The sequence below is a fragment of the Patescibacteria group bacterium genome, assembly GCA_035529375.1.
In the GTDB taxonomy this organism is placed as follows: domain Bacteria; phylum Patescibacteriota; class Microgenomatia; order PFEM01; family JAHIFH01; genus DATKWU01.
Genome location: DATKWU010000017.1, coordinates 18,510 through 37,144 on the forward strand (window position 1 = coordinate 18,510; position 18,635 = coordinate 37,144).

Below are 18,635 nucleotides of genomic sequence, written 5' to 3' on the forward strand. Positions count from 1 at the left end.
TACAATACTATTAATGGAGAAAACAACCAAGGATTTTTTCAAAGCCTTTCCTTTTGCCTTCAATGGCATTCTTAGTGTCATTAGAAAAGAAAGAAATATTAAGTTTCACCTTTTAGCTACCTTTTTAGTTGTTCTCCTAGGCTTGTTTTTAGGAATTAGCAAAACCGAATGGCTGATTATCGTTCTGATTATTGCTGCCGTTCTAGCCGCAGAGGTTTTTAATTCATCTCTAGAGGGTATTTGCGATCTCTTAAAAGAAGAAAATCATCTTGATTACCAGAGAACTAAATTTATGAGGGATGCTTCGGCCGGAGCGGTTTTAATCTTAGCCATGGCTTCAGTTGTTATTGGTTTAATTATCTTCCTACCCTATTTTTTATGAGAATTGAGTGTTTAGTTGTTGGTCAACTCCAAACTAACTGTTATCTTATTTGGGACGAAGAAAGTAATAAAGCGATTATCATTGACCCGGCTGATGACGGCGACTACATTATTCAAAAAATTCGAGATTTTCAACTTAACCCAATTCTGATAGCCAATACCCATGGTCATGTTGACCATGTCTTGGCGATTACTGAACTTAAATTAGCTTTTAAAATTCCTTTTTTTATGCACCAAAAAGATTTGTTTCTTTTAAAAAATATGAAATCATCAGCCATGTATTGGTTCGAGATGAATGAGGTTGATCCGCCACCAGAAGTTGACAAGTTTATTAGAGAAGGTGATGAGATTAAATTTGGCAAAGAAAAATTAGAAGTGATTGAAACCCCAGGTCACTCCCCTGGCGGGGTATCATTTTACAGTAGGGAAGAGGGCGTGCTTTTTTCAGGCGACACTCTTTTCAAACAAGGTATTGGCCGCTATGATTTCTCCTATGCCTCGAGAGAAGATTTGTTCAAATCAATTAAAAAACTCTTAAAACTCCCGAGTAAAACAATTGTTTATTCAGGCCATGGACCAGAAACAGTAATTAACAAAGAAAAAAAAGTTTTAGATTTTTTTAAAGTGTTTTAAAAATAAAGAATATTTGTTACACTTAAAAGGATTATTTAGGAAAGGAGGTGAAGATTAATGGCTGATAATGACAAACCAGTCGATGACGTTAAACCAGTAAAAGAACTAAAAAAAGACGAAGAAGTAAAAGATGAAGAACCAGAAGTAACTGAAGAGCCTGCCAGTAGTCCTGCTGCCCCGGCAGACAAAGGAGCTACACCAGCTGGAACAGACCAATCTGGTCGCCAGCTTTACAGCGTAACTTGTGCTACTTGTGGTAAGCAAACAGAAGTTCCTTTTAAACCATCTGGAGATAGACCTGTTTATTGTCGAGACTGCTATATGAAGCAAAAAGGATAGAGACAGGACAGAGAACTAAAAAAGTCCCTCAATCAAACCTTAAAAGGCAAAGGATTAAAGTAAATTAACCTCGCTGCGCGGGCGAGTTTGTTGCATCCAAAGTAAATAAGAATAAAAGAGTTTGGAATACGGTCTTTTCTTTGTTGTGCTCGTCGCTTTCCTTGAAGAGTTTTCCACCTTTTGACTAAAGCCTCCCTAGGACAGACAGGAGCTATTTAATAGCAATCATGCTTATTTCGACTTTAGCTCCAAGCGGAAGTTCTTTTACGCAAACCACTTCTCTTGCAGGATAGGGAGTGGAGAAATAGCTCCCATATATCTCGTTTATCTTCCCATAAACTGACATGTCAGTAACATAAACTGTTGACTTGACGACATTCGAAAAGGAAACATCTGCTTCTTCAAGAACGGCTTGAAGGTTTTTCATTATTTGACGCACTTGTTCCTCTAGGGTACCTTCAAGCAGCTTTCCCTCAGGGGTAAGGTAAATTTGTCCTGAAGTAAAAACTAAATTCCCATCAATAACAGCTTGAGAAAATGGACCTGTTCCTGGAGAGGCAGCCTTAGAAGTTTCAACCTTTACTTTCATATGTCTATTGTATCACATTAAATAAGCCCTCTATTTCGGGCTTTTTAGAATGTGTGACCCTAAGGGGAGTTCAATTAAACACTTTGGAGTATGTGGTGAAGCTAAGAGAGGTGTTTCAAACTGATTACGATTACAGTTTTCGGTATGATAAAATAAAGGCTAAAGGTTGTTTGTTATAATAAACCAATGAAGAAAACTAGCCATACTTTAAAAGATTTGACTAAATTGATAATGCATCAAGCTAAAGAAAAAGGGTTCGGAACAAAACCTGAGGAAATAAATGTCCCTGAAAAAATTGCTTTGATTCACAGTGAAATTTCCGAAGCCTACGAAGCATATAGGAACAAAAAAATTGAAGGCAGGAACGGTTTTAAAGAAGAAATGGGCGATGCAATTCAGAGAATTCTTCATTTAGCAGGAACATTGGGGATAGATATTGAAGAGGTAATTATTAAGAAGATTAAGAAAAATAAAGGAAGAAAATGGAATTGGGAAAAACTAAATGAAAAGCATGTATAAGTAACTTCAAAGTTGTTCTAAGTCGTTTTATAAGTTCTATAAACAAAAAGCCCTCTATTTCGGGCTTTTATTTGTTTGGTGACCCCGAGGGGAGTTCAATTAAACACTTTGGAGTATGTTATGAGATTCAAGAAAATTTTTCAGTCTCGTTCAAATGATGTTGCTGCTTTTTATTCTGTTTGTTGAAGTGCTAGTGTAAAATATTACTGTGTCTAAAGAAACCTGCTTGTTCTGCGATAGGAATAACCCAGAAAAACATACCATAATAAGTGAAAATGATTTGTTCTATGGAAGATGGGATAACTTCCCCGTCTCAGATGGGCATGCAGAAATTGTTCCCAAAAGACACGTTGAATCACTTTTCGAACTAACAGATAATGAGTTAGTTCAATTGTTTGATTTACTTAAAAAAGTAAAAGATATTATTCAAGATAAATACAGTCCTGATGCTTTTAATATTGGAATAAATGAAGGAGAAGAAGCGGGGAGAACTATTCACCATCTTCATGTGCATATTATTCCAAGATATAAAGGTGACGTAGAAAACCCAAGAGGCGGTATAAGACACGTGATTTCAGGGAAAGGAAACTACTAAAAAGCCCTTTATTTCGGAATATTTTGATAGTGTGACCCCGAGGGGAGTTCAATTAAACACCTTGGAGTATGTAGTGAGGTTGAGGGAGGTGTTTCAAGTGAGTTCTGGAGCCGAAGCCTTCTTTTTAGGTTAACAATAAAAACCACTACTTTTTCGTGTTAAACCTACTTAGGATAGTATTTAATTCGGGTCTTAATAGGGCTATTGTATAAGCTCCCGTATGACCAGGAGACTTTACAAAGTAAATAGTTCTAACCTCTGCCTCACTGAAAAAAGGCCAAGGGAAGTCTCTTCTATTCCTTGTTAATATTAAAGAATTCGTTAATATTGATGTTGTGGCAATAATTATATCTCCCATATCAATATTACTCTTAAGCATTTTATCATTTCTGAACAAAGTGTATAGTTGAGCTGATCCAATCAAAACTTGTTCGCTAATGAAATATCTGTTGAAATTTTTAAGGAATTTAAATATCTCGTTTTCTTGTTTTTTGGTGGTATTCCTAAGTATTTCATGAACAGAAACATCTGAAATTGCCATCCCAAAGCCTCTCCTCATCAATTCAGTAATATATGCAATAAAACTAGTAGCGGTTGGCATTCTTCCGGTGTATTGGAGGATGTTTGTATCTAAAATGACGAACTGATCTGGAAGTTTTGGTTGAGATGGCTTTTCATTCATTTTGTTCTTGGTCAGGATGCTTGGGCTCTTGGGGTAAAGGAATTATTTCGTCTTCTACCGCTTTTTCCATTTCGCTAATAATTTCTTTAGATGGTGTTACCGTTCCACTACTCGGAATAGAAGTGCTATTTATGTCTGTTTTCCCTTTTGGCGGAATAGAAATTGATGCCTCAGGGGGCTTTTCTGGAAATACTTTTTCGCCTTTTGGTTTTGGTTGTGTGTCGTCCATAAGTTAATTCTATCATAAATTAGTATAATTAGCCTGTGAAGTTGACCTTTAAGCAAAGACTGTTTATTGCGAATTATCTGAAGACTGGCAATGCTACTAAGGCAGCAGCCAGGGCCTACAATGTTAAAAGCAGGAACGTAGCTGGCGAGTATAGACGCTATTCGAACCTATTTAGTCAGTAATATTAGTTATTAATTTATCTACTTTCCTTTTTATCAGAATAAAAATATTTTCTGAGAGTTTTAGGTATTCTATCTCCCTTTTTATGTCTAAGGGCTTCCCATTAAGATTAGCGTCATCAAAGTCAGGTAAATCCCAGATTTTATACTTCTTAGGGGTGGAAAGTTTGCTTCGGCAATACTCATAATTCTTTTTACCAATAAAAACAACAAGGTCAGCTTTTAAAAGTTGGTTATTGCTTGTTTCTTTCCATTCATTACTCATATAGGGAATTAATTTATTTCTGTTTGTCAATCGTTGGGCGTACCATGTTATCGGTCCCTTATGTTGGGCCGATGCTTGTGTACCACTGGAGGATACAAAGATACTAGGGATTTTTTTTAGAACGCAAATATGCTTCGGCAAGCCTACTTCGGAATATATTTCCCGTACAAACGAAGTGAATATGAAATGCTTTATTTTTCATAGGTTAAGTTTATAAGCTGAGCTCCTCGGTCTGGACCCGTTTTATCCCGTAGCTATTTCTTCTTTTTCTGGCTAGCTTTCGTACCATCAGAAAAGGTTGCTTCTAGCTTGGTAAAAACATTCGTAGGGTGCAAATCTCTTTGATCAAAAGCTAGTCTCTTTATGCCTGGCTCAACGAATATTTGTGTTTTTTTCTTTTCCCTTTTTCTCCGGCATATACGACGAGTCGTAAACCTACTTTTGATTTAGTCAGTAAAGAGGTAACAAAATATTTATTGTCTTTTGAGGATATTTTTTCCTCTGCTATTGGCAAAGCTTCATCGTCGAGATTGATAAATTTCATATTTTTATAAATTCTGGAGTTTAATTTTCTCTTTACATATTTTTTCTCATCATGATATTCCCTTGGAAGAGAGTAAATTTTTTTACACTCCTCGCACTTGAGTTTGTGTGTATATATTTCTCCTTCTTCATAATAGGGTTCGAGTTGAAGAAAATCTTTTGGGCACAACGGCACGGGGTTTCGCGAAACCTTTCCGATAACCCATTTTATTTTGTCAATTATTATTCCTTGATCTGCCATTTATTAGTAAATAATAATTAATCTACCCGATTTTGCTGAACAGACTGGTCTGGACCCGCTTGGTTCCATAAGTTACTTTTATTTTAGATTAGAATTGCTTTTCTACCCAAATCTAATAGCACCTTTATAGATATACCCTGGTTCGTGTATTTCTATTGTATTTTTCAATCTACCTTGAACTGCTAAGTTAGCTGACATAGAGTCTAGCCAAACTTCTACAGCTTTGCACACGTCCTTGCAAAAAACTTGAACATTCAGCTGCAAAAATGATTTTTTCTCACCGTTAAAAATGCAGTCCTTAATAAGATTACGGTGTGCACCTTTAGTCAAAAATACAAAATGCTCTAGAACCTCCTGTTTTTTTTGGTCGGAAATATCATCCTTCCCTTGATGTAGAAGTGCACACCTCAAAGCATAGCAATCCTTGCCCGACAGAAAACCATTATATTGGGGTAAATTTTTTTCAACCCAATCAGAATATTTTTCACCTGAAGTTTTTTCGTGTTCAAGTGCAGCACAGATGTCTGGAAGGGTCAAAGAGACAAACAAAGCAACGTACCAGTTTTGGTTATCTAATGCTTTATAAACTGAATCAATAATTTTTTGCATATTTTTTTCTGAATTATGAGGGTAGGGTTGCAAGCCTACCCAATTTGGCTGGCGAGTGTGGACACTATTCGAACCTATTTTATCACAACAAGAGAACCTGTTTTTGTTCCTAATTTTAATTCTTAATTATTATTGCTTAATTTTCGCGGCTACTTCGTTTTTATATTGGAACTCTGGACAAAATGGAGGTATCAGATTTCTGTTTCGCATTAAATCTCTCATTCTCTTCATTACTTCAAAATCCGTATCAGAAGAAATCCAACGCTTCATTACTTCTTCATCCACCCAGAGTGTTTTTAGTTGATAAATGGAAGAATAATATTTTCTAAAAAAGTCTATGCCATTTTGGGGACTATCGAAAAAGACAGTACAATATGAAGCAAAATACTCTTTGAAACCGTCAATTGTAAAGATGTTTCTTGCATAATAATATAGTTTGACTGTGTCAATATCGCTAAAATCTCCTTCAATCGGCTCACCATATTCATTCAACATGTCTGGGCTAATTAAAGGAACATCTGCAATATCCAGAGGAACAGCATGACCATCATTCGAAGCTATTTGATATACTGCGCAGTTTTTTTCAACACTATCTAACAAGGCAAAACTTCGCGAAGGTAAAGCGGAACAGTTTGCAAAAACATAATTTAGATTTCCAATTTCTAAATCTAACTGACCAGACTGTTGTTTAAGTTCCTCTACAGGCTTACCCTGAATTGAGGCAAGGCAGATTGGACTATCAGGAACTACCTCTTCCCCCAATGGCTGTCTGGTTTTATGAACAATGTCATCAAATAAAGCAGAGTCGTAGTAATCACGGAATTCTCGTGCTTTTTTCTGAAAGTCTTCCTCAGTCTGACCTTGACCTCGTTGAATATAAGCTTCACGAAGAACATCTACAGCCCTAGTTAAATTTTCCTGTAGTAGTCTTTGGGGCCTCTCAGCAACTTGCCGGACACTATCACTTCGGATAAGTCTAGCTTGTTCTAGAATAGCATTTGTTTTTATCTCTTTATCATCCATTTCTCATATTTTACTCAAGTTGAAGAATTTTTTAAAGATTTTGTGAGGTTTAAAAGCTTCGAACCGTCCTACTTCGGTGGTAATTTTCAAGGCTAAAATTTTGGGCTGGCGAGTGTGGACACTATTCGAACCTATTGGTTAGGCAAGAAAGAGCCTTGTTTTATTCCCATCTATGCCTAATCCGAAAGGACTACTTGGTTTTACTGACAAATCGGTCTAGAATGTTTTAATCCTTATAACTAACGTCTATTTTAATTCTTTAAAGAAATCAAAATCCGAAGCTTTAATATATTTCTTGTTTCTGTTAAGGATACTTGTCTTGTTTAGTGGAGTAGATTGTTGAGAAATCGCCTTAGCAAATTGTTCTTTATAAGATTCTGTCAACACTTCATAGAGCTTATCTATTGAATCAAGCACGTCTTGGCAAAAGAGATTCATATCTAATTGAAGTGTGCTGTCCACAAAATACAAGTGAAACTTCCTTTGTATATCTAGCGGATTATTTGTATGGGAAATGTTAAATATCCATCCAATATCTTTTTTCTTATACTTAAAGTTCTTAGGGAAGTGCTGATGTAGTAGTCCGTGTCGATAAACAAGCGTTATAAATACAGCATATTTAGCGTAACGAGGGTCGATTTTTGACAGAACTAATTTTAAATAGGTTGTAATATTTTCTGTAGTTGCGCGAGATTCGCCAGTTATAAAAGAACCAAGTCCATCAATTTCTGGGAATAGTAGTCTTGGAATCGCAAAAAATCCTGTCATGTTAGCAGAATACACTGGCAATACAATTCCAACATCTTTCTCTATAGATTTTTTAATATTATCGAGATGCTCTATCCTCGTCCGCTCTCCACGGCCATCCTGGAAGTTGGGTTACCTTGGGTTTTCAGAGCGATATATGAAGGGAAAATGTCGGGATTAGTCATTGGTGTAATTTTCACCTTGGCGTCTGGCATCCCGGCACTTGTTTTTCTCTTCATGCTCCATGAGATGCAGGCAGGGCTATCTATGGCTTTCTTGTCCATAGGTATGGCTATTTCCTGCATTGTGGGGACCTTAATAGACAGATGGGAAATCAAACAAGTCCTTGGACATCTGTAGCGGTTTCAGCTATCTGGCTATCTCTACGATGGCATAATAGACTCGCCACTATTGAGCCATCAGAACGAAGGTCCTAGATTAAGGAGGGACAAAACTATGCCTATTGGGTAGCGTTTTGTTCCTCCTAAACTCACTTTTTCCTTTCCACAAACCATCTCTGGGAATTTTACACAGAAAAAGCTCTCTATCTCTGGCTTTTTAGAATGTGTGACCCAGATGGGAGTTGAAACAAACACTTTGGAGTATATAGTGAGGCTTCAGGAGATATTTCAGCCTGTGGACTCTGTGGTATACTATGGTCAATGAAAATTGTGATTTTCAAACCTAAGTCGGGTTTTTCTCCAAAACAGCAAAAACAAATTGCCTCACTCGGCAAAGTTGTTTACACCAAAACAAACCAAGAACTTCCAATGAAAAAACTCCTAAAAATTGCTAAGGGTGCAGAAATCATTGGCGTTGACCCTGATCCCCTTGGTGGTTTTGAAAAGGCTAAAGAGAAGCTAACCAAAATAATGGAGTCTTTGCCCAAACTTAAGGGTGTCTGTCTTTCCACAACTTCTTTTGGCTGGATCGATTTAGATTATTGTAGTAAGCGGGGCATTACGGTTAGTAACGTTCCAGGCTATTCAAGAGAGTCTGTTGCTGAACACGCCTTAGCCCTATTGCTTTGTTTGGCTAAAGGAATTATTACCAGCGATCGGAAAACCCAAAGGGGAAAATACAAGCTAGAAATGGGTTTTGAACTAAAAGGAAAAACGCTTGGCATTATTGGTCTGGGTAATATTGGTAGCAGAATGGCCGAACTTGGCCAGGGAATAGGCATGAAAGTCATTGCTTATAATCGAAGTCCAAAGAAAATGAAGGGAGTCCAGATGAAATCTTTAAATGAATTATTAAAAAGATCAGATACAATTTCTCTGCACACCACACATGAGGAAAGTAATGATGAAATGGTTAATGAAAAAATGTTATCTAAAATGAAAGACTGTGTAATTATTGTGAATACAGTTGATAGAGAGATAGTTGATGAAAGCGCTATGGCAGAAGCCTTAAAGTCTGGAAAAGTCCGTGCCTATGCCTATGAGGGCGAAGATTTGACTCGTACACCTTTAGCTAAAATAGAAAACGCTATAGGGGTAAAGGCGTTTGCTTACTACACTAAAGAAGCGCTAGATAATTTATATGAAATTTGGGTTGGTAATCTTGTAGCCTTGCGTAAAAGTAAGCCTCGAAACCTCGTAAGTTAATTGGATCAATATCAATTGAAAAAAGTCCTCTATTTCGGTTTTTTTAGAATGTGTGACCCCAAGGGGAGTTCAATTAAACACTTTGAAATATGTAATAATGGTTCAGGAGATATTTGAACCTCTAACTATTTATCAGTCGGTTTGTGCTTTTAAATGAGCATCATAGTTCTTTTGTAGTTATGTTAATATAAAGTCAATGGAGATAACGTTTTTAGGCACTGGTGGTGGTACAAACGAAGAAAGATTTAAAACTTGTATTTTTTTACCTCTTAATGAGAAGAACAATTTAATTTTGGACGTAGGTGGCGGAACCGAAATAATTAACCAATTCGCCAAGGCCAAGATTAATCCTGCTTGTGTAAATCACATTTTTATTAGTCATACTCATTTTGACCACTGTTTAGGTTTGCCCGCCTTTTTGTTTTATCTTGTGACCGAAAAGAAAGAAGAAATGCCAGGAAAAATGGGGATTTACTCTAACAAAAGAATAATCAGTGATTTAAAAGAAGTTTTGAGAATTACTGGGGCTGGCGCACTTAAGCGTTGGGGAGATAGATTAATCTGGATTGATACAGGATTAGAAAAACCAGTTAGAATAACAAGAGATTGCAGTTTGCTTGCCTTCCCTGCCAAAGGAGGGCAAGAATTGAAAGAACAAGATTTAAGCTGTTTAATTAAACTTTCTCGCCTCCAAAAATCCATTCTTTTTACAGGTGATACTACCCCAAATGAGTATTTAGAAAAATATGCTCGAGGTGTTGATACATTGATTCACGAAGCAATTCTTACCCATAAAAATGTCGAGCTTGCTCATAGGCATGGTCATTCTACATCTCAAGATGCAGGTAAACTTGCTCAACAAGCAGGAGTAAAACAGTTAGTGTTAACCCATATCTATCGGGAAAGTATTGTTAAAGAAAAATCTCTTCTTGAGGAGACTATGAAATATTATTCAGGACCTGTTCAACTAGCTCATGACTTTGAAACAATTAATATTTAAAAAAGCCCTTTATTTCGGGCTTTTTGGAATGTGTGACCCCGAGGGGAATCGAACCCCTGTTTTCAGGATGAAAACCTGACGTCCTAGACCGCTAGACGACGGGGCCTGGTGAGCCCAAGAGGGACTCCTACGAACACTTTTACCCTTATCTTCTAACTCTTTATCGTGGCTTTAATTATATCACAAAGGTTTATTCTTATCATATTGTCTAAGAAACCAAAAAATAAGAGATAGTATGAATGGAATCATTACTACTAAAACTTTATTCAATTGATTCAGAAAAATTGCCATCATTGAACAATGATAGTAACTTTTTTTAGTTTAAGGCAAATTAAATTTTTGCTAGTTCGTGATAAAATAAGGACAAAGTAAGATGCCAAATAAGAAAGCGCCTGATCTCACTAAACGAACTAAACCACTTTTTGCCTTCTTTGATGTAGAAAACGTTCGAAACAGTGTAGAGGAATATGGATATATTGACCTTAACTATCCTAAAATTATTGGCTGGTTGAAAAATAAAAGAAGTGTTAGTCGGATTTATCTCTATGCATCTGCAGAACCAGGAGATACAATTAAAAAGAAAAAGTATTTAGATTTGCAGAAGATTCCTGGTTGTTATGTGTCCATTAAAAGGATTATGGCCTACAAGCAAAAACCATGGCCCCTCGAGACAATTTGCCCAAGTTGTCAACATTCATTTGTAAGAAAAATTTACATAAAAGATCACAAAAAGGGAAACTGCGATGCGGAGATGACTTTAGATATTGTTAGGTTTGGAGTTAGGAAAAAATATAGTGGAATTATTGTCTTTTCTGGTGACGGTGATTTTGCAAGAGTTTACGAATATGTTGCGGAAGAATTAAAAAAGCCCGTTATTCTTTTTGCACCAGATAAGGTGCCAGGTAAAAAAAGAACATCGTCGAGACTAAAGAAACTAGCGAATAACGGGACAATCAAACTAGAAAGCTTAAAGGGGTTGATGTTTCATTATGGACAGAAAGAAGAATAAAAAAAGCCCCCCGAAGGCGACTTTTTTGATTGAGTGGATATACTTTATCACATTAAACTATCTTTGTCAACCTTATACCACCTTATATTATCTTATCATATTTTGTGTTAGTTTAAATTGTATTAATGTCGTAAAAGTGCTAGAATTGGTTTCAAACATATGCCTCGAGAAATCATTTTCAGGTTAATGCCAGCCAATCTGAAGAGAAAACTAGAAAACTACCTTAATAAACCCTCAACTTCACGTCTCGAAGCCAGAAATAAACTTATTGTCAGTCTTTTTTATTATTGCGGTTTTAGAACATGGATGCTAACAGATCTAAAAAAGAAAAACTACGACCCAAAAAATAAAATGCTTTATTTTCGTCTTCGAACAAATTCTCTCAAAGAGAATAGTATACTTCTAGACGAATCTGTTTTTAAACTGATAGATTTTTTAACTAGATCATTTTCGAATCCAGAGTGGCCATTAATTATGAGTTTTAAAATTGATAGCCCGATAAATAAGCCACTATCTCCTCGCCAGATCCAAAGGGTTACCAAAAATATTTTGTTATCACTTGGTTTTAAAAAAAATATTCCACCAAGAATGTTGAGGCATAATGTTGGTATTAACTTAACCAAGGAAAAACTAAGACATAAATCGTTAAATAAATTAATTGGCAGAGTTTCTCCTTGGGTTTTTACAGAATACAAAAAAAGAGCGGGTAACTTTAAGAAAGTTGGGAAAATTTAAAATTTAGAATTATTGGCTTATTGCCAATATTATTCAAAAAAAAGAGTAACTGTGTTCGATATTTGACGAAAAATTACATTGGGTAGGTTTTCATTATCGAACACTTAAATTAAATGAAATTTTTGAAGCGTTTAGGGCTGTAGATAGGACTATTCAGAAGAAACCTTTTTCACAATTATCCACAGAAATAGTAAGATGTAAACCTGTCAGTAATCAGTTCGCACCAATTATTAAGCTTTATTGCTTTATACCACTGTCTATTACAACATCGCCTGTGTCTTCGTCAATATGACCCATAACTATTTCATATTCGCTATGCTCTACTATCCATTTAGCTCCTGGTGCTAATTCAGATAATTCAGGTGGAATACCCATTTCTTCTAGTTCTCTAGCATTTTGTTCAGCGCTAATTCTAGCAATTTCTCCTGTTGATTCCTCCGATGACGTTGGTTTTATTGTTTCTGACAATTTTATTCACCCCCTGTCAATTTTTCTTAATTCGCTTTTAGGCCTGGTGAGCCCAACGTCCCGTGGGTGGAACACCTCTTCTCCAGTATTTTCAACACCTACGAGAAACTAAAAGAATTGGGCTTTACTTATTATAACGGAAAAGTCTCCGTAATTGAAGTCGGTAATGAGGAGGAGAATGATTAAGTCTTCCTTGTACGACGAAAAAACCTTTTATCAAAAATTCATTGAAGATCTTTCCACCTGTCAAAAAGAGGTCATCATTGAGAGCCCCTTCATTTCAACGGAGAGAGCGAAAAGACTCTACCCGACTTTTGAAAAGTTAGTAAAACAAGGAGTCAGGGTTTACGTTTTGACCAGAGACCCGAGAGAACATAGCCAGAGTTTCGAAGTCCAATCCGAGTTTGAAATTCGCAGATTTGAGGTTTTGGGGGTTCAGGTTTTCATCTGTACCGGCAACCATCACCGCAAGTTGGCTATTTTGGACCGGAAAATACTTTGGGAAGGAAGCTTGAACATTTTATCTCAAATTAAAAGCCGGGAAATAATGAGACGAATAGAGGGTAAAAAGTCAGCGTTAGAGATGTTTCGCTTCTTGAAATTAGGCAGGTTTATCAAAGAAGGGGTATAATATGGAGGCAATGGCTAAAAAGAAAAGTCAGTTCGAAAAAGATATCGAGAGCGTAATTAGGTTTTTAAAACAAACCGACCCCGAAAAGGCTACCCGGGCCAATGCCATCGAAATGCTGGGAAGCATGCAGACTTTGGCCCACCTGATTGCCCATAAGGTAGTTGATAAGGAAAGGGGCGAAAAGCTTCGGAAAGAAATTAAGAAAAGGAAAAAGTAATTCTTAATAAGGCAGGATTTTTGAAGATTTTACTTTCAGAGCTTTAGTTACTCCAAAAAGTTTCTCTTGGGAAGGGTTGGCTTCGCCGCGCTCAATTCGGGCATAGTAATTGGGATGAATACCGGCTTTGTCGGCTACCTCCACCTGAGTCATTCCCGCTTTTAGCCTAGCCTCTTTAAGATTTTTTCCTAATTGTTTACGGATGATTTTAGTCATTCCTGTCCATATATTAACAATATCCTATTGGGTTGTACAAGGTTTTTCTGGGTGACCAGTAAGGGAAAATAATTTTTGGCTAATCTATTCCCGCTCGTTGCTTTGCCTCTTCATGGGACATTCCTTTGTCTCGCCAAAAATCGTACAACTGATCCAATAGCTCCGCTTCTCCTCGCTCGTATGCCTCAAGGCTTTCACCAGACAACTCCATTGACCCTGGAGGGCCGCCAGCTTCACCGGCAAATTTAACTATTCCTTCGTCGTCGATACCAATGCCACGCAAGGGAATTCGACGGACTCTTTGAGGCCGAGGGCCATGCCCTAGAGCTTGCTCAAAGTCTGGATTACTCATAAAATCTCACCCCCAATCAAAACTGTAACTCTTAATTGTTTTAGAGAATGTTTACGCGATTATTTTATCTTAACGTTAGTAAATAAGCAAAAGTCAATGTTCATTAACTTCCTCCCAAAAACACCCTCGGATTGACTGGTATGCCAAAGACGTTGATTTGAAAGTGCAAATGCGGTCCGGTTGCCCAACCGGTGCTGTCCTCGGTGCCGATGACATCGCCTGGTTTGACTTCCTGGCCCACTTCGACCCAGATGGTCTCCAAATGGGCGTAGATGGAAGCGAGATTATCGCCGTGATCGATGATGATGTGCTTGCCAAAACCCCAAGAGATTTGACCCGCGTAAACAACGGTTCCGGGCATGAACGGGGTGATGAGGTCGCCTTTTTTGCCTTCGGGATTGGCAATGTCAATGCCGGTATGGAAAAGCTGCCAGCGGCTCGATTCGCCGAACTCGAGGGTAATGATTCCCGTCACCGGCCAGACGAAGGGGCCTTTGATGGTTTTGTAGACGCTGCCGTCAAACGGGTTTAAGATTTGAACCTCATTGGTGACTTCATTAATCGCCACCAATCGTTCGGAAACAAAATCCAAACCCGTCCGGGTGAGAATGATCACCCCGATAAGGGGCATCAAGATGACCAGAAGAAAAGCCAGGAGGACATAGAAGAACTCCTTTTTAAAAGAAAAAAAGGTCATTATTAAAAAGGGATTCATCGCAGGGAGTATCTTTCGGCCGGATCGGTCGTAATCAGGGGATGTTCTTTTTCCGAGGCAACCACTTTCAGGGCCACATGGTTTTGGTCGGCAATGACAATCGCCTCGCCCTTATCGCAGGTGAGCAGGAATTTCTGCTCGTATTCGCTTAGCTTGAACTCTTCGACCACTTTTTTAATGGTGGTCGTGTCCTGGCGCATTAGAATCCGCAGCGAGGCCTGGGAGGCAATCGCCTGACCGTATTCGTTGCCCAGGAAGTCGTTGGCCGCCTGGGAGATGATGTTGACACCCAGGTAGTATTTGCGCGCCCTTCTGGTCAAGCCGGCAATAAAGCGGGCGCTTTCCTCATGCTCCAAAAGAATCCAGGCCTCATCAATCACCAAGAGCCGTTTCTGGGGATTGGATTTGACCTGGTTGTAGACATAATTGGAAATGATCAGAATCATGATTTGGCGCAGGGATTCGGGCAGGTCTTTGATATCAAAGACGATCAAGCGGTTGTCGAGCTTGATATTGGTTTGCTGGTTGAAGACATGAGCCAGCGATCCCTTGACGTATTTCTCCAGCCGGACGCAGAGTTTTCTCTGCCGGTCTTTTTTCAAGGTTTGGTATAGGTCTTTCATCAACGGGTATCTTTGACCTTTTTTCCGGCCGTGGATTGCCCAGCCAAGGTTTTTGTAAGTTTTGACAATCGCTTTGTCAACAATCGCTTTTTCTTCCGAAGTCAAGCCTTCCACCATTAAGGAAACGATTTCCGTCAAATCCTGGATGTGCTCGACCAGGTTGTTGCCCTGGCCAAAGGAGCTGACTGAGAAGTCGAAAGGGTTGATTTTTTCCTTGGATTTGGCCGAGAGTTTGATGTAGGTGCCCTCTAAAGAGCGGGCAAGCTGCTGGTATTCCCGCTCCGGGTCAATGACGATCACTTTCGTCTTTTGAATCAGCTGGCGCAGGATTTCCACTTTGGCCGCGTAGCTTTTGCCGCAGCCGGATTGGGCAAAGACGATACTGTTGGCGTTATTGAGGCTGAAGCGGTCAATCATCACCAAGGAATTGTTGGAAAGATTGACCCCATACAAAATGCCGGTTTCCTGGACCAGTTCGGAGGAAGTAAAAGGAAAGGTTAAGGCCGTTGAGGAGCTGTCCAAATTCCTTTTTTGGTCAAGGAGATTTTCCGCCCGGGGCAGGATGGATTGGAGGCCTTCAAGCTGCTGGAAAACCGCTGTTTTGGTGTAGAACAATCTCGTCGCCAGAACCGTCTCCGCCAGGGTGGTCAGCTTTTCCAATTCAACCAAAGAGTCGGCCGTCAGGTGGATATAGATGGAGACTTGGAAGAGCTTTTCCTGGCCCCGCAGGATTCTGTTTTTTAAATCAACCGCCGATTTTAAGGGGTCAAGCACTTCCGGGCCGATGATTTTTCCCTGCTGTTGGAGGACCCTTCGGGTTGACTCCAATTCGGTAATCTTTCGATTAAGCTTGGGCAGGGAGATTTTCGAATCGATCTGTTCCAGGTGGTAAGCAATGTCGATGTCGTGGTTGAAATTAACCAGATTGTTCAGCCAGCCGGTAGTCGCCACGTAAGGATAACCGGAGACGAAGAGGGTCCGCAGGTATTTGCCGCCCAGATTGAGATAGTTTTGGTATTCCTTGAGGCCGTCATACGAGATTAAATCCACCTGGTCCTGTTCGCCGAACGAGAGCTCGATCGTTTTGAGACCTCGCTTTTTGTTTTTCTTAAAGTTTGGGAGTTTGAATAACATCTTTGTTTTTAGATAAAAGCTGATAGGTTTTTTCTTTGATGGGCTGGGTTTTACAGACCCCGGGATTGTAAAAACTGTAAAAAAGCTCGAGAATTTCCAGGGTGTTGAGGCTTCTGGTTTTCATCCCCAGCCGCTCCAAGCCTTTGCTGATAATGTCCAGGCTGAGATTGATTTGTTCTTTAACCAAATTGAAGTCGTTTTTTTCCGGTTCCGGCTCGTAGGGAATCACCAGGTAGAAGCGCCGGGAAAGGATTTTACTGCCCTTGACTAATTGCTTGACAAACTGGCCATAGTGCTTGATCTGCTGGCGGTAAAGCTTGTTGGTTTCGTGATTGTTTTTGTTGTTGAAAACCTCAAGATAGTTGTCAATCTCCACTTCGCGGACCCGAATCAAAATCTGGATGGGGCAAGGCAGGGCGTTGATGAAATTTTGGAAATTGTCAATCAAGGCGTCTTGCTCGGCCTCGCTTTTGAGCTCAAAGTTAATCGCCGAGGTTTCGACCACCACCCGATATTTATTTTCCGGCAGAACCAAAATCCCGTCTCGGACTTCCTTGATTTTAATCTGTCTCCGGGAAGAGACTTTATTGTTTAAAAGCGGTTTAATCTGAGCCTCCTTTTTTGACCGAACTTAATTAACATTTCGGTATTCCTGGCGTTAATCAGGTTTTCCAATTGAATCAAATTCAAAACTGATAAATGATTCTTTTTTTCTTTTTTGGCTGGGATTTGTTTATTGTTGACGGCGTTTTTGACTTCATTGTCCGGCTGGGGTTCTTCCTCCCGCAGATAATCATCGTTCTTGTCGAAGACAAAGAGATGGGGTCTCAAATAGTAAGCGACCAGTAAAATCAGCCAGTTTAAGACAATTCGTTCCTTGACCCTGATGGCCAGGGTGAGGAAGATAACCAGGGAAAGAGCGATAAGAATAATCTTGTAAGGATTAAAGTACATCCTCTCCGGCAGAACGGCAAAAACAAAGACGCTGATAAAAAGTGGGGCCAAAAGCAGGATTAGCTGGGTCAGGCTCAGGTTGGCGGCGATTTTATCCTCAACCGTGGTCACTTGAGCCGGGATGGGGGTCGTTTTCATGCGTTGACCACCTTTCTGGGCGTTTTAACTTGGGCTTCGCCGAGGACGGTCTCTTCGGTTTGTTTGGCCTGGAGAACATTGACAATCTGGCCGCCGACTTTTTTAAGGACCGCCCGGCCGGTGTTGTAAAAAACCAGCTGGTAAACGACGGATTGGGTTTTGATTAAGGTAAACATCAGGCCAATACCGATTAAGACCGCCATCAGGCCCGAGCCTTCCGATTCGCCTGGCAGGGTCAAAAAAGAGGCTGCCAGTTGGATGATCACCACATGGATAAAAACGGAAAAGATGGTGGTGAGATAGCTTTTAATGGCGATTTCGGAAAAATCAGCCAGTCTGGGAATCGCCCAGAGCATAAAGATTAAAGGCGAAAGGACCGCCCCCAGGGCAATGATAATTAGTCGACTGATGTAAAAAAGGAGCAAAACAACGGTGGTGATAATGAAAAGAACGCCGAAAACCAGGGTGATTACCAAGACGCTTTCTAGGGTCATTACCGGTGGGTTAAAGGCGTTTTCAATCCAGGCCTGGTTCAAGCCGCCGGTGGCATTGAGAACGGCCGAGACCAGGGCGTTGTTGCAGCGCAGCACCCAGTCCACCATGAAGATGGAGACATTGGCCAAGAGGAAAGCTAGAAGAATTCGAGGGAGCAGTTTTTTCAGTTCCACCTCTTCAAAACCGAAAGTGGTGGCGCTCATGAGCTGAAAGCCGAGCAGGATAATTACCAGGACAAAGAGCGAATCGGTGATCCCCAAAATTATCAGCCAAAAGTTAAAAATGGAATGATTGGTCGCCACTAAAGGAGTGGTGGTTAAAAAAGAAATGACGCTGTCGGTCAAGGGCTTGGTGGCGCTCTGGATGATATTCTTCAAAAAGCCGGCAATCGCCTCGGTCAAAACCTGGGTCAGGCCGTCTTCGGGCTCGACCGTTTCCAGAGGCGCCAGTTCGATTTGACTGGTCTCGGTGCCCGGTGAAGGCGTGGTGAAGGAAGTCGTCAGGATTGAAGAAAAAGTACTGGCCGAGAGAATTAAAACCAAACCAATGAGGGCATTCCTAATGGTTATTTTAGCGTCTTCTAAGGCTTCCGGATTGCCGCTGGAGGTGAGATACAGATAAGCGCCGCGGATTAAGAAAAAAAGGACAAAAACCGAAGCCAGGATGGAAAGGTTGGCGATCAGGTCGCTGGTAAAAGACTGGATTTCAGGATACTGGTCAAGAGCCAAGGCCAAAGGAGGATTGAGAAGGAAGATTAAGGCAGTCAA

28 protein-coding genes and 1 tRNA gene are annotated in these 18,635 nt (G+C 39.7%); 12 read left to right on the forward strand and 17 right to left on the reverse strand.

The window, feature by feature from the left end; all coding sequences use genetic code 11:
• Positions 1–13: 13 nt before the first annotated feature.
• The 3 genes from VMY36_03645 to VMY36_03655 are packed head-to-tail and all read left to right on the forward strand — an operon-like array spanning position 14 to position 1,353.
• Positions 14–382 carry a diacylglycerol kinase family protein gene (locus VMY36_03645; protein ID HUV42963.1) on the forward strand — a complete coding sequence of 123 codons (369 nt, stop codon included), beginning with the start codon at positions 14–16 and terminating at the stop codon, positions 380–382.
• Positions 379–1,014 (forward strand): MBL fold metallo-hydrolase, encoded by a 636-nt coding sequence (locus VMY36_03650; GenBank protein ID HUV42964.1) that lies wholly within the window; start codon positions 379–381, stop codon positions 1,012–1,014. The genes VMY36_03645 and VMY36_03650 overlap by 4 nt, the downstream gene beginning before the upstream one ends.
• Before the next feature lie 57 nt (positions 1,015–1,071).
• Entirely contained in the window at positions 1,072–1,353 is a 282-nt protein-coding gene (locus VMY36_03655) for a CxxC-x17-CxxC domain-containing protein (protein HUV42965.1), read from the forward strand.
• 211 nt (positions 1,354–1,564) lie between these two features.
• Here VMY36_03655 and VMY36_03660 read toward each other — a convergent pair whose 3' ends face one another.
• Positions 1,565–1,942 (reverse strand): Rid family detoxifying hydrolase, encoded by a 378-nt coding sequence (locus VMY36_03660; protein HUV42966.1) that lies wholly within the window; start codon positions 1,940–1,942, stop codon positions 1,565–1,567.
• Positions 1,943–2,128: 186 nt separating this feature from the next.
• On the opposite strand from VMY36_03660, the gene VMY36_03665 reads away from it, so the two are divergent.
• Both VMY36_03665 and VMY36_03670 read left to right on the forward strand, forming a co-directional pair.
• Complete coding sequence (locus tag VMY36_03665; GenBank protein ID HUV42967.1) at positions 2,129–2,461, forward strand: MazG nucleotide pyrophosphohydrolase domain-containing protein; 333 nt, start codon at positions 2,129–2,131, stop codon at positions 2,459–2,461.
• A 208-nt stretch (positions 2,462–2,669) separates the two neighbouring features.
• Positions 2,670–3,056, forward strand: coding sequence for an HIT domain-containing protein (locus tag VMY36_03670; GenBank protein ID HUV42968.1), 387 nt, complete (start codon positions 2,670–2,672; stop codon positions 3,054–3,056).
• Between the two features lie 145 nt (positions 3,057–3,201).
• On the opposite strand, the gene VMY36_03675 is transcribed toward VMY36_03670, so the two are convergent.
• Together VMY36_03675 and VMY36_03680 are read right to left on the reverse strand one after the other, a co-directional pair.
• A complete protein-coding gene (locus VMY36_03675; protein ID HUV42969.1) occupies positions 3,202–3,738 on the reverse strand; it encodes a hypothetical protein in 537 nt (178 codons plus the stop codon).
• Positions 3,731–3,967 (reverse strand): hypothetical protein, encoded by a 237-nt coding sequence (locus tag VMY36_03680; protein ID HUV42970.1) that lies wholly within the window; start codon positions 3,965–3,967, stop codon positions 3,731–3,733. Before VMY36_03680 ends, VMY36_03675 begins: the two co-directional genes overlap by 8 nt.
• 35 nt (positions 3,968–4,002) lie before the next feature.
• Between VMY36_03680 and VMY36_03685 the strand changes: the two genes are divergently transcribed.
• Positions 4,003–4,149, forward strand: a complete 147-nt coding sequence (locus VMY36_03685) for a terminase small subunit (GenBank protein HUV42971.1) — start codon at positions 4,003–4,005, stop codon at positions 4,147–4,149.
• Here the strand turns inward: VMY36_03685 and VMY36_03690 are convergent.
• The 5 genes from VMY36_03690 to VMY36_03710 all read right to left on the reverse strand — a co-directional run bounded on the left by VMY36_03690 (position 4,139) and on the right by VMY36_03710 (position 7,595).
• Positions 4,139–4,411, reverse strand: coding sequence for a hypothetical protein (locus VMY36_03690; protein ID HUV42972.1), 273 nt, complete (start codon positions 4,409–4,411; stop codon positions 4,139–4,141). The two genes, VMY36_03685 and VMY36_03690, sit on opposite strands and share 11 nt — an antisense overlap.
• Positions 4,412–4,772: 361 nt before the next feature.
• Positions 4,773–5,195, reverse strand: a complete 423-nt coding sequence (locus tag VMY36_03695; GenBank protein ID HUV42973.1) for a hypothetical protein — start codon at positions 5,193–5,195, stop codon at positions 4,773–4,775.
• A gap of 102 nt (positions 5,196–5,297) precedes the next feature.
• Positions 5,298–5,804, reverse strand: coding sequence for a hypothetical protein (locus tag VMY36_03700; protein ID HUV42974.1), 507 nt, complete (start codon positions 5,802–5,804; stop codon positions 5,298–5,300).
• Positions 5,805–5,933: 129 nt separating this feature from the next.
• The gene (locus VMY36_03705; GenBank protein ID HUV42975.1) at positions 5,934–6,827 is read right to left on the reverse strand and encodes a hypothetical protein; all 894 of its coding nucleotides are present in this window, start codon (positions 6,825–6,827) and stop codon (positions 5,934–5,936) included.
• A 246-nt stretch (positions 6,828–7,073) separates the two neighbouring features.
• Positions 7,074–7,595 (reverse strand): hypothetical protein, encoded by a 522-nt coding sequence (locus VMY36_03710; protein HUV42976.1) that lies wholly within the window; start codon positions 7,593–7,595, stop codon positions 7,074–7,076.
• Between the two features lie 641 nt (positions 7,596–8,236).
• Between VMY36_03710 and VMY36_03715 the strand changes: the two genes are divergently transcribed.
• Both VMY36_03715 and VMY36_03720 read left to right on the forward strand, forming a co-directional pair.
• Positions 8,237–9,181, forward strand: a complete 945-nt coding sequence (locus VMY36_03715; GenBank protein ID HUV42977.1) for a 2-hydroxyacid dehydrogenase — start codon at positions 8,237–8,239, stop codon at positions 9,179–9,181.
• A gap of 196 nt (positions 9,182–9,377) precedes the next feature.
• Positions 9,378–10,181, forward strand: a complete 804-nt coding sequence (locus VMY36_03720; GenBank protein ID HUV42978.1) for an MBL fold metallo-hydrolase — start codon at positions 9,378–9,380, stop codon at positions 10,179–10,181.
• A gap of 33 nt (positions 10,182–10,214) precedes the next feature.
• Here the strand turns inward: VMY36_03720 and VMY36_03725 are convergent.
• Positions 10,215–10,287 (reverse strand) — tRNA-Glu (locus tag VMY36_03725).
• A 267-nt stretch (positions 10,288–10,554) separates the two neighbouring features.
• Here VMY36_03725 and VMY36_03730 point away from each other — a divergent pair.
• Together VMY36_03730 and VMY36_03735 are read left to right on the forward strand one after the other, a co-directional pair.
• The gene (locus VMY36_03730) at positions 10,555–11,190 is read left to right on the forward strand and encodes an NYN domain-containing protein (GenBank protein HUV42979.1); all 636 of its coding nucleotides are present in this window, start codon (positions 10,555–10,557) and stop codon (positions 11,188–11,190) included.
• Between the two features lie 186 nt (positions 11,191–11,376).
• Entirely contained in the window at positions 11,377–11,925 is a 549-nt protein-coding gene (locus VMY36_03735) for a tyrosine-type recombinase/integrase (protein HUV42980.1), read from the forward strand.
• 237 nt (positions 11,926–12,162) lie between these two features.
• Here the strand turns inward: VMY36_03735 and VMY36_03740 are convergent, their stop codons facing one another.
• The gene (locus VMY36_03740) at positions 12,163–12,393 is read right to left on the reverse strand and encodes a hypothetical protein (GenBank protein HUV42981.1); all 231 of its coding nucleotides are present in this window, start codon (positions 12,391–12,393) and stop codon (positions 12,163–12,165) included.
• A gap of 178 nt (positions 12,394–12,571) precedes the next feature.
• Between VMY36_03740 and VMY36_03745 the strand changes: the two genes are divergently transcribed.
• The gene (locus VMY36_03745) at positions 12,572–13,024 is read left to right on the forward strand and encodes a phospholipase D-like domain-containing protein (GenBank protein ID HUV42982.1); all 453 of its coding nucleotides are present in this window, start codon (positions 12,572–12,574) and stop codon (positions 13,022–13,024) included.
• 10 nt (positions 13,025–13,034) lie between these two features.
• Positions 13,035–13,241 (forward strand): hypothetical protein, encoded by a 207-nt coding sequence (locus VMY36_03750; GenBank protein HUV42983.1) that lies wholly within the window; start codon positions 13,035–13,037, stop codon positions 13,239–13,241.
• Positions 13,242–13,244: 3 nt separating this feature from the next.
• Here VMY36_03750 and VMY36_03755 read toward each other — a convergent pair whose 3' ends face one another.
• The 7 genes from VMY36_03755 to VMY36_03785 all read right to left on the reverse strand — a co-directional run bounded on the left by VMY36_03755 (position 13,245) and on the right by VMY36_03785 (position 18,635).
• The gene (locus tag VMY36_03755) at positions 13,245–13,457 is read right to left on the reverse strand and encodes a helix-turn-helix transcriptional regulator (GenBank protein HUV42984.1); all 213 of its coding nucleotides are present in this window, start codon (positions 13,455–13,457) and stop codon (positions 13,245–13,247) included.
• Positions 13,458–13,536: 79 nt separating this feature from the next.
• Entirely contained in the window at positions 13,537–13,809 is a 273-nt protein-coding gene (locus VMY36_03760) for a hypothetical protein (GenBank protein HUV42985.1), read from the reverse strand.
• Between the two features lie 103 nt (positions 13,810–13,912).
• Positions 13,913–14,524 (reverse strand): M23 family metallopeptidase, encoded by a 612-nt coding sequence (locus VMY36_03765; protein HUV42986.1) that lies wholly within the window; start codon positions 14,522–14,524, stop codon positions 13,913–13,915.
• On the reverse strand, positions 14,521–16,281 hold the full coding sequence (locus tag VMY36_03770) for an ATP-binding protein (protein HUV42987.1): 1,761 nt from the start codon (positions 16,279–16,281) through the stop codon (positions 14,521–14,523). The genes VMY36_03765 and VMY36_03770 overlap by 4 nt, the downstream gene beginning before the upstream one ends.
• A complete protein-coding gene (locus VMY36_03775; protein HUV42988.1) occupies positions 16,256–16,816 on the reverse strand; it encodes a TraC family protein in 561 nt (186 codons plus the stop codon). Before VMY36_03775 ends, VMY36_03770 begins: the two co-directional genes overlap by 26 nt.
• A gap of 56 nt (positions 16,817–16,872) precedes the next feature.
• On the reverse strand, positions 16,873–17,373 hold the full coding sequence (locus tag VMY36_03780; GenBank protein HUV42989.1) for a hypothetical protein: 501 nt from the start codon (positions 17,371–17,373) through the stop codon (positions 16,873–16,875).
• Complete coding sequence (locus tag VMY36_03785) at positions 17,370–18,635, reverse strand: hypothetical protein (protein ID HUV42990.1); 1,266 nt, start codon at positions 18,633–18,635, stop codon at positions 17,370–17,372. The genes VMY36_03780 and VMY36_03785 overlap by 4 nt, the downstream gene beginning before the upstream one ends.